Consider the following 12623-nt stretch of genomic DNA (forward strand, 5'->3'; position numbering starts at 1 on the left):
CAATTTGCGGCGAAAATTATAACGGGCGTGCAGGCTCCGTTTGCCGGGAAACGGGGCGCTGTCATACGGTGTACGTTTCTTTTCCTTTTTGTAAAATTTCTTCGTTCGTATCTTTATATCTCAGCATGACATTGACATACAGGGTGTCGATGAGGCTAAGCTGTACGATCCGCGCGGAAAAGGAAGAAAAGCGGAAATCTGCTTCTTGTGAAACTGTAAATAAAGGGACATCGGCTTTCTGGCTTAGCGGCGATTTTGCAAATTGCGTGATCGCGATCGTTTTCGCCCCGGTTTTCTGAACGGCCTGGAGCAACTTCAGCATCTCTTTGTCCGCGCCCGCGTGAGAAATGAAAACCGCCACATCTTCTTTGGTGCATCTTGCCGCGCTCAACAGCTGCAGATGGGGGTCCGTATAAGCCGTGACAGCCAAATCCGTCTGCAAAAATTTTTCGAGGGCGTCAAGGGCAATAACGGACGCACTTCCGCAGCCGTAAAACACAATATGCTTCGCACGGCAAATCCATTCAACGGCCTCATGCAAATGTTTTTGGTTCAATGTATGGATCGTATCCTGCAAGGTCTCGATATTGGATTCAAACACTTTTATGGCAACTGCTTTTTCATTGTCGGTATCTTTCACTGCTTCGTCCATATTTTTCCCGGGGCGGGCGGCTTCCGCAGCGAGCGCAATCTTCAACGCCTGAAATCCGCTGAAACCGATGCGCTTGCAAAACCGGAATACCGTCGCATCGGCAACAAGCAACTGATCCGCCACCTGGTTGATCGTGCTGTGGACCAAACGCTGCGGGTTCTCAAGGATGTAGTCTGCAATTTTCCGTTCTTTTGCGCTAAATTCGCTGTACATCGTTTGAATTCTATGAAGACACGGGAATGACTGCAATTGTGTGCCCATCTTCAAACACCTTTCTTGTTGTGTCGTACCTTCTGTTTTTATTTTAGTATAAAATCTTCCTTTTTTGAAACCGCTGCCATAAAAGGAATGGGTCAAGTTTTCTTCGCTCTTGCCAGCAAACGGGGCAACCGGCGATACTTTTGCTGCCGCTGAAAAATCAATCCAGTTGCATCCCCCCGCACCAGGCCCGGGTTTTCTCATCATATTTTTAGGGAAAACGGACGGTGCAATCGTGTATAATAAAAATGATGCATCACGATGGGCTGATTTGCAGGCATCTTTTGAAATGGCAGGCGGAAAGCCCGCAACATTTCAAAAAAGGAGGCGTAAAAAGAATGCTAAAAAGATTGGGCTTGATTTGGTTCATCGCTATGATTGCGCTTGGATTCAGCATGAACGGGGTGGCAAAAGCATCTGGCGATAATAGTACAGTGATCGATGAAAAATACGGGAAACCGATCGTTGTAACCGGTGCGGCGCTTTCTGCCTCGCAAAAGGCAGAGGTGGAAAAGGAACTTGGCGTGGACGATGCAAACAATGTGGAAGAGATTACCGTAACCGGTGATGATCTTGTCCATTACATTCCTGACGGCAACCGCAATTCGAATATGTACTCATCCGCAAAAATTACAAGAACGGATTCCGGCGGTGTCCAGGTGAATATTGTCACACCGGAGAATATTACAGAAGTGACAGCGGATATGTATAAAAATGCGCTGCTCACTGCCGGGATTAAAAATGCGGAAGTGGAAGTGGCTTCCCCGCTCAAAGTAACCGGCCATTCAGCGCTTGTCGGTATTTATAAAGCTTACGACGATTCAAGTAAATCCGGGGACAAACTTGATTCAGACCGGACGGAAGTGGCCAGCCAGGAACTGAGTGTCGCAACGGATCTGGCGAAAAAGGAAGGGTTAAGCAATGACAAAGTGACCCAGCTTCTTACGGAAATTAAGCAGGAAATTGCGGACCAGCATCCGGCAACAAAAGAAGATATTGAAAAAATCGTCGATGATAAATTGAAGGATTTAAACATCAATTTGAGCGATTCTGACCGCCAGCTGCTGTATGATTTATTTGACCAGATGCGCAAGCTTAACATCAATTTTGACTCGGTCAAGAGCGAATTGAGTTCCTTGTCGGACAAACTGAGCGATAAGATCAATAAAGCAGCCGGAGACAAGGGTTTTTGGCAAAGCGTAAAAGACTTTTTCCAAAACATCTTTGACGCGATCCGGGGATTATTCCAATAATGGCAAAGAAGGCAGTGCGCCCCTAATTTCCGGCGCTGCTGCCTTCTTTTTGTTGAACATTTTTATCTGTGCTGCTTTGGCCGGGGGCAGTTTTTGCAGGGGTGCCATTCTGTTCCGTTCCCTGGCCGGAAGCAGGTTTTGTGCCAGTGTTGTCCGATTTTGTTTCCTCAGCATTCTTCGTTTTTGTATCATCCGCGTTTTCTGATTTTTTATTTTTATTTTGATCCGTAACCTTGCCATCCGTTTTCGCATCGTGCTGTTTTTTTGTATCCTGTGTTTCTGTTTTCGCTTTATCCTGCGTGTCAGCCTTCGCTTTATCAGCCGTATCAGACTTGCCATTTTTTTCTTCCTTGTTTTGTTCAGGAGTACCGCCCTTAAGCAGTTGTGTCAGCTGATCGGCCTGTTTTCGCAACGTTTCTTCATCGGAACCGGAAGTGTCAAAATTGGCTGCGCCGGTTTCCATCGAAAGGTCAAGGCCCGGCAGATCCGCATTGTCGGCAAGCTGTTGATGGGCAACAAGGCGGACGTTTTTCATGCCGATTTGTCCGGCTTTTTCCGGGACGTAAATGCTGCCAAAGTCCACCTTTGTAGCATCGGCCTTCATATTTTTCAATTGGATCGGGCCGGGAGCATTCATATGGATTGTCACCGGTCCCCCGGGCGTTTGCAGCACTTTTGTGATTTTCAGTCCGTAAATGGTAACATCCGCATACTGCAGGCGGAGCATGACCTGATTTTGTTTCGTTGCTGTATCGCCTGCTGTAATCCCGGGCGGAAGCATCACGCCTTCCACGCGGTCTGCTTCAATGATGAAGCCGTCTGTTGCGGGGGATTCAGCCACTGAAATGTTTGTAAAAAAGCAAAAATTAAATGCAATAAATACGGCTGTCAATAGGAAAGATTTTGTTTTCTTCACTTGCCTCACCATTTCTGTGTATAGTCTTTATCTTTCTTCTGCACTCCCTGCGGCAATTTCTTCCATCGGCCCAACACTAGCCAGCACTTCCTCCTGCCTGATCACCCGCCATGAAACAGATAAAGACCCGCCGATGATACCGAGCAGGGTTCCAATGAAAAATCCGCCCATCGCCCCCATGATGGAAAGGACAGACAGGAAAATGGCCAAAATGCCGAACACCATATTAAACTTCGGGAAAAAATAACCCATTCCGCCGATCAGAAAAATCAAGCCGCCGAAAATAAGGCCGATCGACACCATGCTACCGGGCGCGGCTGCAATTTCAAGAAGTTGGACCGGCACATATAAAATGATCATCCCGGAGAGCAACGTAAACGTTGCCCCCCAGAATGGCCGGCTTCTTCTCCAGTTTCTAAATTTCATGCGGAACATATGGAACTTGCCCATTATGATCACTCCTTGAAGAAAAGCCTATTTTTTGACAAACTGCACTTTTAGGTTCGGAAGATTTGCGACTTTTTGGAATAGGTAATGTGTATCCAGGCTGCCGTTTTTGATCGTTAAAGTATCTGCCCCTTGTGTAAAAGCCTTTGAAGCAGCTTGAGGGTCATCGGCAGTGACATAATTTTCCGAAATATTCATATTGGTGAAGACTGCATCCCCCTGGACAAGCGCAGCTTTTTGAATCAGCCCATTAAGGTGTACAGGTGTGTTTCCGTCGCCCGCCGTAATTTTCACCTGGTAATCGCCAAGAACCGGAATCTTAACATCTTTTGAAATAACCAAGTCCTGGATCGTCACTTTATCAATTTCATTGACAAAGACCGGTTTGACATGGTCCTCCCCTTTGGATGGATCCCCGTATAAACTCCCGTATAATTTAAACCCGGTACCTTGCATTTGTTTGAATGAAACATTGAATTTGCCAATGCCGCCGACAGTTGCTGCAACGGCAACCCCGTTAATGCCGAGTACAGCTAAAAGTCCCCCCAAAAAAATAAGGCCTGAAAGCAGAGCGGTAAAAAACCATTTTTTTGAAGTTCTCCCTTGTCCTTGTAAGACTAATGCCCCTTCGTTCATGTAACAATCCTCCCCTTTAAAACTTGATCATTTAAAAAAGATGGTACGCTAAAATATTTAGGTGAAAAATCCCCTCCTTTCCAAATGATATCGCTTACATTTTTCTTTATTTTATTCATTTTGGACAAAAAAATATATTCCTATTATTGTAGGGAATTCAATGGCTTATGGCCTACAAATATCGTGTCGGAAAGCCGGTATGTTTTTTTGCGCGCCAACCAGGCATGATTATGATAATATTATAGGGAAAAAGACCGGTAAGGGGTTAGACAAAGGAGGGAGAAAGGTGTCGCTGTCGTTAAATGCGCATATGGACATGGTCATGAAACATGGAGTGGACCTTTTGCGCTCGCACCAGCAGCAAATTATTGCGGAATGTACGGGAATTTTGCAGTATTTGAGAGAAACACATAAAGGCAGTGCGGATGCTTTTGAATTCGCTTTCAATTGTTTTGTCGCCTTTTTCCGTTCCGGCCAGCAATCGGTTGAGACGCTGATTGACGATATCCGGTCGCAATGGGTGAAGGAATTCCACCGCCCGCCGGAACCGCATGTTCTCATCTTTATTTTAACACTGATTGAAAACTCTGTTCATAAAGCCATAAAAGAAAGCACGACCCGGTCTTTTCATTTGCATCCTTCCGTCCAGTACCTGTTTTCGAAAATCTGCGAAGAAATGCTGCTCATTTCCAAACAGGAAACTTTTCAAATGGATTCATTTTGTGAGCAGCTAACCAAATCCGAGCAGCTCAGAATCGAGTGGATTGCAAGGGTCAGCCATGTGGATGGGGGGTACCGGCTGAAGAAAGTGATCGGGATGGAGGAGAACGCGATTGACAGCGGGCTGTTTGAACGGACGGATCCTTCATGGTTTTGGCTGTCGGAAGCGCTGCTGAAGCGGACGCCGCGCCGGAAACCGGATGAAAGGCGGGATGTGTTTCCGGTTCCGTGGAAAAACGAGACGTTGATTTTTTGTATGAGCGACCAGGATGTTTCGGCCACAATCCCGTTTTTAACCTATGCGATGCATTTGTTGCAGATGGAGGAGGAACGAAACGGAAAAGTATATGCGGGCGACCAGTGGAAAGATGCAGTCATTTTATTTAACGAATGGATTATGCGCTCCCAGGATTTAAATGAAGCGATCCAAAACATCGCTTTTGGTTACGCACAATATTTGCCGTTTGAGCGCTGTGCCCTGTTCCGTTATTCGCAGAGCGATGCCGCGGGATTCGGCCTGTTCGGCTACCATTTTAACAATACGGCAATCCGGAATATAAAGGAGACGATCGACCGTTTCCCTTCCATTTCCAAAATATTGCTGGGGAAGGGGCAGCAGGTAAATATGGTACAGCATTTCCAGCCGCTGTATATCCCAAAAGCGTCAGAAGAGTTTCCGATGCAGTATGTGAAGGAGTTTGAGCTGGAATCGGTCGTGGTTGCCCCGATTTATGTGCCGTCAGAAGGGGTGTTAATTGGCGGTGCCATTTTGGACCAGGGGCCGGGGAAGTTTTTTGAAGTGGACAGCAGCACATTTACGGCGCTGTTGAAATTCGGTCAGAGCGCAGGTGAACTGCTGGCCAAGTTTTTAAAAGCGAACCAGTGGGACGAAAAGCAGCCGGAACTCGTCCAGCTGTCCGCCCGGGAAATCCATATTTTGCAGCTCTTGGCGGACGGGGCCTCGACGACGGAAGCAGCGGAAATGCTGCATTTGAGCGAGTATACGGTCCGGGATTATGTCTCAAGCCTGATGAAGCGGCTTCACGCTAGAAACCGGACGGAAGCCGCTGTAAAAGCAATGCGGCTTGGGCTGATTCATTGAACTCGCCATTTTCCTCCGTTATGCACTTTTTTTAAAAGGCGAAGTCATGAGGGCTTGCTGAACGAATCCGATTTTGAGTTTGTACCCAATTTGTCAGCAAGCCCTGTCTCAAAGTATAGAAGAATCCATTTGCGAAAATGTGTAATTTTGTCTTCTTAATACGTTGAGTCGGTTTTCGAGTGCTAGCTTTTCCCTGGAGTTGTTGTAAAAATTTTTGCCAAAGCGGTCAGCATCCATGCCAAATTTGGGGATTTTGCTTATACAGCAAATCCTACGTAGGTAAAAAATTGTGTGTAAAATGATCGAAGTCCGGGTAAAATACTTTTACATCCTAGAGTCTGCTGCAAAGTTCAAAGCCCCCGAATTTGCGGGGGCTGTAAATTTGACAAAATAAAAGTCTCCCAAAAAAATGGGAGATCTAGACAAAATAAATCAATTTTCTTATAATTTGTTATGCAGGCGTAAAAAGGTTTTCGATTAAGTGTTTAAGTTTAACAACAAAAAATACCCCCCTATTTTCGTTAAATCTTTTTTAGAAGAACGCCTGCAAGAGCAGGTTTCGGCCTGCTCTTTTTTCTACTCAATACAGCTGGCTCTCTTCACACAATTTCTCTTCGAAATGTTTATCACGGCGCTGAATCCGGATCATGCTTAGCTCAGTGGCGGGAATTTTAGTGAAAATGGGCTGATTCTCTGACAAATAAGAAGGAAACGGAAATAATGGGATTTTTTAAAGATTTTTTCGCCGAAAGAATTCTCCCGCACCCACAAATGTTAAGGCACTCACTTTTGCAGAAACAAAATAATTTTGTACGGATTTTGCACAGAAGAAATGCAAAACGCCCGCAAACCCTTGCTATTAAAGGTCTGCGGGCGTTGCTGTTAAGCGGCCCCGAGAGGACTCGAACCTCCGACGCACGGTTTAGGAAACCGACGCTCTATCCACTGAGCTACGGAGCCGTAAATTGCTAATATCCGTTCGATGTCACCTTAAATATTATAGTGAATCTGTCGTTTTGTGTCAATACCCCTGTAGACCGCTCTCTAGATGTTTGTCTCAAAGTGTACATTTAGATGATAGAGTGCCTTCCCATTTTTTTCACTCGCCTGATCCTTCGAGTAAAATATTTTACACATACGCTTTTCCGAAAAAACATGGTTCTTCCCGCTTCAACTGCCAAAACACTTAAAGAAACAATTCTATTTCCCAATATCCAAATTCTTCCTTAAAACGCTTACGGACCAAAACAGGCGGACAACCTGTCACAAATGGCACATGCTTTACATACGATAGGATAGAGATTTGGTTCTCTGCGTGAGATAAAGGTTTTTCTACCGAAGTATTGACCCGTATTTGCAATCTGCCCCTGTCGCCTCAACTTGCCGGATGTCCGGTAAAATTTTGCCGGCCGCTTGCCATTCCGGCTGCCGGCAAAACGGATGGTTTCCATTTGTACAAAAAACAGGACAGGAAAGTAACCATTTAACTTTAAAAAAGATATGTGGAAATTGAGCATGATTGGAAAGGGGTGAAGTATTTGTTTAAACTGTTTCTTGATCCGGGACATGGTGGAAAAGACCCGGGCGCTGAGGGAAACGGGCTAGAGGAAAAAGACATCACTTTGGAGATTGCCAAACAGATTCAGGACATTTTAACAAACCATTACCAAAATGTTTCGGTAAAAATGTCGCGGACGACGGACAAATTTGTTTCTTTGGAAGAGCGGACGGATGCCGCCAACAGCTGGGGCGCCACTTTTTTTCTTTCCATTCATATCAATTCAGGAAATGGAACGGGTTTTGAGAGCTATATTTATCCAGAATCAGGCTCTGCTACGGCAACCTACCAGAAAACCATCCACCAGGAAGTGGTGAAGCTGAATGATTTAAAAGACAGGGGCAGAAAAACGGCCGATTTTCATGTGCTCAGGGAATCGATCATGCCTGCGCTCCTTACCGAAAACGGCTTTATTGACACAGCAAGTGATGCGAAAAAAATGAAGAAAAACAGCTGGATTGAAGAAGTGGCACAGGGGCATGTCAATGGGCTGGCAAAAGCTTTCGAGCTCAAAAAGAAAAGCGGTGCAACGTATCATAAAGTCGTTAAGGGGGATACCGTTTACGCTTTAAGCAAAGAATACGGTTCGACCATCAAAGAAATAAAGAAATGGAATAATCTGGATGATGATTATACCATCCGTGTGGGGGAAAGATTACGGGTAAAGTAGCCGTACAAGCGGCCTTTACCCGTTTTTTGTCTGAAACACCTTCCTCCTGTTTCCCTAATCTCCCCGTCTTTCAGCAGCTTATATACCCTATTATATAAAATGAACGAAACGTGGGTTACACCGTTTCCGCTGCAAACCGTCATCATCAGCAAACCAAACTGATCCTTGGTCTTCATGTAAAAACTTACGCTCATTTTATTAGCCTAACGCCATTTTAAAATTCCCTTAAATTTCTGCTCACAAAAAAACCGGCACACAGGCCGGCTTAAAAAGGGGATAAAACAGTGGGTATTTGTCCAGCATGCTTACTGCTCTGCTGTCCTCGCTACATGATTAATTGTAAACCGGTTACCCTAAAAAACAATGAAAGCAACATCATCATTTCATGAAGTTTCGATTAAAAAATGAAGAAAACCCCGTCAAGGTCTCCGCCATGGATTTGGCGCCCGGGATTAATTTTCGTAGCCGTTTACGATCAGATCAAGTTTCCCGGTTTCCGGGTCAATGACAAGCCCATGGACCGGCACTTTTTTGTCCATCAGCGGGTGGTTTTTAATGATGCCGACACTCTTTTTCACGCTGCTTTCGACCTTGTCGAAACCGCTCAGCCATTCGTCGAGGTCAATCCCCGCATGAACGAGTGTTTCAATCGCATTTTCGTCAACCCCGCGTTTTTTCATATTTTCGAGCACGGTTTCGCCTTTTAACCCGGTCATGCCACAGTCATAGTGGCCGATCACAAACACTTCATCCGCCTTCAGCTGATAAATGGCAACAAGCAAGCTTCGCATCGTGCTGTCGAACGGGCTCGTTAAAATGGCGCCTGCATTTTTTACGATTTTCGCGTCTCCGTTTTGAATATTCATTGCTTTATGTAACAATTCAATGATCCTTGTGTCCATACATGTGAAAATCACCATCCGTTTGTCGGGGAATTTGGAAGTCAGGTAAGGCTCATACGCTTTTTTCTCCACAAATTCCTGGTTAAATGCAAGTACTTCATCTAACAATGTCATCACATCTCACTCCTTTAAGCATATTTTAAAATACAATGGCAGGAAATAAAAGTATACACGTTAAAAATGGGAATAAATCCTTCACATTTTTGTTTGCGAAAAAACAAGGGGCGTGTTACATTTAATTCAGAGTTATTTTATGGGAAATGGGGGATTTGATTGGGAAGGGAGTTTGACGCGCTGTTTGATGAATGGTCCCGCTCCTATGATCAAACCGTTACCGGTAATGATGCCGAATACGAAGAAGTATTCTATCAATACGATAAAATTTTGGATGCCGTCAGAGACCGGGCAACCGGTTTTGTTGTTGAATTCGGCCCGGGAACAGGCAATTTGACGGGCAAGCTTTTGGAGAAAGGGCTGAAAATAATCGGGATAGAACCTTCTGCCAATATGCGAAAAATCGCTCAAAAAAAGCATCCGGATGTTAAAATAATAGACGGGGATTTTTTGAATTTTCATGTGCAGGAAAAGGCGGATACATTTGCCAGCACGTATGCGTTCCACCATTTAACAGACGAAGAAAAAAGGGCTGCCATATCCCTTTTCCACACCCGGTTAAAGGCGGGCGGCAAAATCGTGTTCGCCGATACGGTTTTTGAGACGGAAGAAGCAAAACAGGAGATGATCAAGGAAGCCAAAGCAAGGGGATTCTGCCGGCTTGCGGAAGATCTTGAAACGGAATATTACACCACCATTCCCGCTTTATCTTCCATCTTTGAGGAAAATGGTTTTGATGTCTCTTTCCGGAAGATGAACCGGTTTGTGTGGCTAATGGATGCAAAAATGAAAGGAGCATGATCATCATGACAGAGATGAAAAAAATGAACGTAGAAAGCTTTAATTTGGACCATACAAAAGTCAAAGCGCCATATGTTCGCCTTGCAGGAGTAAAAGAAGGGATTCACGGCGATGTGATCCGCAAATACGATATCCGTTTCTGCCAGCCGAACAAGGAACATATGGATATGCCGGGGCTCCACTCGCTCGAGCATATGATGGCGGAATTCGCCCGCAATTACACGGATAAAATTGTCGACATCAGCCCAATGGGTTGCCAGACCGGTTTTTATTTTTCCGTTATCAATTTGGATGATGATGGCGAGGTGCTTGACATCATTGAAAAAACGTTAAACGATGTATTGCATGCCACAGAAGTACCGGCCTGCAATGAAACACAGTGCGGCTGGGCGGCAAGCCATTCTTTGGAAGGCGCAAAGGAAATTGCCCGGAAAATGCTGGCAAAACGCGATGAGTGGACGCAAGTATTTGCCTGATAACAGGAGACGAGTGAAATGAAGGTTGCGAAAAGCGTACACGAACTGATTGGCAACACGCCATTGGTTGAATTAACCGCATTTGATTTGCCAAAAGGCGTCCGGCTGTTTGCAAAGCTGGAATACTTTAACCCAGGCGGCAGCATAAAAGACCGACTCGGCGCTTATCTAGTAGAGCGCGCGTTTCGGGAAGGTAAGCTGAAGCGCGGTGGGACGATCATAGAACCGACGGCCGGCAACACGGGCATCGGGCTTGCGCTTGCTGCGATTCGTTACGGCGTGCATGCTGTTTTTGTTGTGCCGGAAAAATTCAGCGTGGAGAAACAGACGCTGATGCGGGCGCTCGGGGCTGAAGTCGTGAACACGCCGACCGAACTTGGTATGGAAGGCGCAATTGCGAAAGCAAAAAAACTAGTCGCTGAAACACCAAATGCGTATTTCCCGGGACAGTTTGAAAATCCGTCCAACCCGGAAACGTATTATAAGACGCTTGGGCCTGAAATTTGGGAAGCACTTGATGGCCATATCGATGTTTTTGTCGCAGGTGCCGGTTCCGGGGGCACGTTTATGGGGACTGCCCGCTATTTAAAAGAGAAAAATCCGGGCTTGAAGGCAGCCATCGTGGAACCAGAAGGCTCGATTTTAAACGGGGGCGAGCCGCGCAGCCACCGTACGGAAGGGATCGGCATGGAATTTTTACCGCCATTTATGGACCGTACATTTTTTGATGCCATCCATACGATTCCCGACGATACAGCTTTTAAACGGCTTGCGGAAGCAGCCCGGCTTGAAGGCCTTTTGATCGGCAGTTCCTCAGGTGCTGCTTTGGAGGCGAGCCTGCGCGAAGCAAAGCAGGCAAAACCGGGCACGCATATTGTCACCATTTTTCCGGACAGCAGCGAACGGTATCTCAGCCGCAGCATTTATTCTTGATGAGAAGGAGTTTGTCATGCGTAAAAAAACAAAATTCATTCATGCCGGCATTAGCCGTGATCCATATACAGGCGCAGTTTCGGTGCCCGTCCATCATGCGAGCACATTCAAGCAGGATGGCGTCGGCCATTTTAAATACGAATACGCACGCACCGGCAATCCGACGCGTGAAGCTTTGGAAAAACTGATTGCGGATATTGAAGAAGGTACACACGGTTTTGCATTCGCATCCGGAATGGCCGCGATTACAGCGGTGATCCAGCTGTTTTCGGCCGGCGACCATATTTTGGCAACCGATGATGTATACGGCGGTACTTTTCGCGTTTTAACAAAAGTGATGAACCGTTTCCATATCGACGTCACTTTTGTGGACACGAGCGATCTGGATGCGGTCCGTGCCTCGATCCGCCCGAATACAAAAGCCATCTACGTGGAAACGCCGACGAACCCGCTATTAAAAATAACAGACTTGCGGGCCATTGCCGGTGTAGCCCGTGAAAACGGCTTAACATTTATCGTGGACAACACATTCAGCACCCCGTATTGGCAAAATCCACTCACTTTAGGTGCGGATATCGTCGTGCACAGCGCGACGAAGTATCTCGGCGGGCACAGTGATGTGGTCGCAGGCCTTGTTGTCGTACGAAACGAAGCGCTTGCAGAAGACTTGCATTTTATCCAAAACTCAACCGGCGGCATTCTCGGGCCGCAGGACAGCTGGCTGTTGATCCGCGGTATTAAAACACTCGGCATACGCATGGAAGAAATTGAATCCAACACAAAGCAAATTGTTGATTTTCTTTCTGCACATCCTGCCGTTGAAAAGGTATATTACCCGGGGCTTATCCATCATCCCGGGCATAAAGTGCACAGTTCCCAGGCCGGCGGATTCGGCGGCATGGCCTCTTTTACAGTGCCATCCCAGGAAAAAGCCCTTGAAATATTGAAAAAAACGCGTTACTTTACGTTGGCGGAAAGCCTCGGTGCGGTGGAAAGCCTGATCTCACTCCCGCCGCTTATGACGCATGCATCCATTCCGCGTGAACGCCGTCTCGAACTTGGCATCGAAGACGGGCTTATCCGCATCTCAGTCGGCATTGAAGACGTCGAAGATTTGTTGGAAGATCTGGAAAATGCGCTAAGGTAAAAAGTTAGCCTGCTCTCATGGGGAAGCAGGCTTTTTGT

The 12623-nt window shown here is 46.2% G+C and carries 12 protein-coding genes and 1 tRNA gene; 7 read left to right on the plus strand and 6 right to left on the minus strand.

Going from position 1 to position 12623, the window contains the following annotated elements; translation table 11 throughout:
* Window positions 1-61 precede the first annotated feature (61 nt).
* Window positions 62-913 carry a MurR/RpiR family transcriptional regulator gene (locus BCOA_RS27180; protein WP_014097212.1) on the minus strand — a complete coding sequence of 284 codons (852 nt, stop codon included), beginning with the start codon at window positions 911-913 and terminating at the stop codon, window positions 62-64.
* Window positions 914-1248: 335 nt separating this feature from the next.
* On the opposite strand from BCOA_RS27180, the gene BCOA_RS27185 reads away from it, so the two are divergent.
* Window positions 1249-2163: a DUF1002 domain-containing protein gene (locus tag BCOA_RS27185; RefSeq protein ID WP_014097213.1), complete on the plus strand. Its 915-nt coding sequence runs from the start codon at window positions 1249-1251 to the stop codon at window positions 2161-2163.
* A gap of 22 nt (window positions 2164-2185) precedes the next feature.
* On the opposite strand, the gene BCOA_RS27190 is transcribed toward BCOA_RS27185, so the two are convergent.
* From BCOA_RS27190 to BCOA_RS27200, 3 genes are read right to left on the minus strand one after another with little or no spacing between them, the layout of a single operon-like run.
* Window positions 2186-3079 carry a hypothetical protein gene (locus tag BCOA_RS27190; RefSeq protein ID WP_258434556.1) on the minus strand — a complete coding sequence of 298 codons (894 nt, stop codon included), beginning with the start codon at window positions 3077-3079 and terminating at the stop codon, window positions 2186-2188.
* Between the two features lie 27 nt (window positions 3080-3106).
* On the minus strand, window positions 3107-3529 hold the full coding sequence (locus BCOA_RS27195) for a DUF6114 domain-containing protein (protein ID WP_014097215.1): 423 nt from the start codon (window positions 3527-3529) through the stop codon (window positions 3107-3109).
* Between the two features lie 24 nt (window positions 3530-3553).
* On the minus strand, window positions 3554-4162 hold the full coding sequence (locus BCOA_RS27200) for a DUF6230 family protein (RefSeq protein WP_014097216.1): 609 nt from the start codon (window positions 4160-4162) through the stop codon (window positions 3554-3556).
* 286 nt (window positions 4163-4448) lie between these two features.
* Between BCOA_RS27200 and BCOA_RS27205 the strand changes: the two genes are divergently transcribed.
* A complete protein-coding gene (locus BCOA_RS27205) occupies window positions 4449-5984 on the plus strand; it encodes a response regulator transcription factor (RefSeq protein WP_014097217.1) in 1536 nt (511 codons plus the stop codon).
* A gap of 887 nt (window positions 5985-6871) precedes the next feature.
* On the opposite strand, the gene BCOA_RS27210 is transcribed toward BCOA_RS27205, so the two are convergent.
* Window positions 6872-6944 (minus strand) — tRNA-Arg (locus BCOA_RS27210).
* A 578-nt stretch (window positions 6945-7522) separates the two neighbouring features.
* Between BCOA_RS27210 and BCOA_RS27215 the strand changes: the two genes are divergently transcribed.
* Window positions 7523-8212 carry an N-acetylmuramoyl-L-alanine amidase family protein gene (locus BCOA_RS27215; protein ID WP_014097218.1) on the plus strand — a complete coding sequence of 230 codons (690 nt, stop codon included), beginning with the start codon at window positions 7523-7525 and terminating at the stop codon, window positions 8210-8212.
* 452 nt (window positions 8213-8664) lie between these two features.
* On the opposite strand, the gene BCOA_RS27220 is transcribed toward BCOA_RS27215, so the two are convergent.
* Window positions 8665-9228, minus strand: a complete 564-nt coding sequence (locus BCOA_RS27220; protein ID WP_014097220.1) for a beta-class carbonic anhydrase — start codon at window positions 9226-9228, stop codon at window positions 8665-8667.
* A gap of 159 nt (window positions 9229-9387) precedes the next feature.
* On the opposite strand from BCOA_RS27220, the gene BCOA_RS27225 reads away from it, so the two are divergent.
* Genes BCOA_RS27225 through BCOA_RS27240 form a run of 4 tightly spaced genes read left to right on the plus strand, consistent with a single transcriptional unit; the run spans window position 9388 to window position 12585 of the window.
* The gene (locus tag BCOA_RS27225; RefSeq protein WP_014097221.1) at window positions 9388-10029 is read left to right on the plus strand and encodes a class I SAM-dependent DNA methyltransferase; all 642 of its coding nucleotides are present in this window, start codon (window positions 9388-9390) and stop codon (window positions 10027-10029) included.
* Between the two features lie 5 nt (window positions 10030-10034).
* Window positions 10035-10505 (plus strand): S-ribosylhomocysteine lyase, encoded by a 471-nt coding sequence (locus BCOA_RS27230; RefSeq protein WP_014097222.1) that lies wholly within the window; start codon window positions 10035-10037, stop codon window positions 10503-10505.
* A gap of 18 nt (window positions 10506-10523) precedes the next feature.
* A complete protein-coding gene (locus BCOA_RS27235; RefSeq protein ID WP_014097223.1) occupies window positions 10524-11438 on the plus strand; it encodes a PLP-dependent cysteine synthase family protein in 915 nt (304 codons plus the stop codon).
* Between the two features lie 16 nt (window positions 11439-11454).
* Window positions 11455-12585: a bifunctional cystathionine gamma-lyase/homocysteine desulfhydrase gene (locus BCOA_RS27240; protein WP_014097224.1), complete on the plus strand. Its 1131-nt coding sequence runs from the start codon at window positions 11455-11457 to the stop codon at window positions 12583-12585.
* Window positions 12586-12623 lie beyond the last annotated feature (38 nt).

The sequence above is a fragment of the Heyndrickxia coagulans 36D1 genome (genome assembly GCF_000169195.2).
In the GTDB taxonomy this organism is placed as follows: Bacteria; Bacillota; Bacilli; order Bacillales; family Bacillaceae_C; genus Weizmannia; species Weizmannia faecalis.

Coding starts and splice junctions, on each gene's coding strand:
- BCOA_RS27195 (WP_014097215.1), bottom strand. CDS start 3,529: ATGGGCAAGTTCCATATGTTCCGCATGAAATTTAGAAACTGGAGAAGA.
- BCOA_RS27180 (WP_014097212.1), bottom strand. CDS start 913: ATGGGCACACAATTGCAGTCATTCCCGTGTCTTCATAGAATTCAAACG.
- BCOA_RS27240 (WP_014097224.1), top strand. CDS start 11,455: ATGCGTAAAAAAACAAAATTCATTCATGCCGGCATTAGCCGTGATCCA.
- BCOA_RS27220 (WP_014097220.1), bottom strand. CDS start 9,228: ATGACATTGTTAGATGAAGTACTTGCATTTAACCAGGAATTTGTGGAG.
- BCOA_RS27200 (WP_014097216.1), bottom strand. CDS start 4,162: ATGAACGAAGGGGCATTAGTCTTACAAGGACAAGGGAGAACTTCAAAA.
- BCOA_RS27235 (WP_014097223.1), top strand. CDS start 10,524: ATGAAGGTTGCGAAAAGCGTACACGAACTGATTGGCAACACGCCATTG.
- BCOA_RS27185 (WP_014097213.1), top strand. CDS start 1,249: ATGCTAAAAAGATTGGGCTTGATTTGGTTCATCGCTATGATTGCGCTT.
- BCOA_RS27230 (WP_014097222.1), top strand. CDS start 10,035: ATGACAGAGATGAAAAAAATGAACGTAGAAAGCTTTAATTTGGACCAT.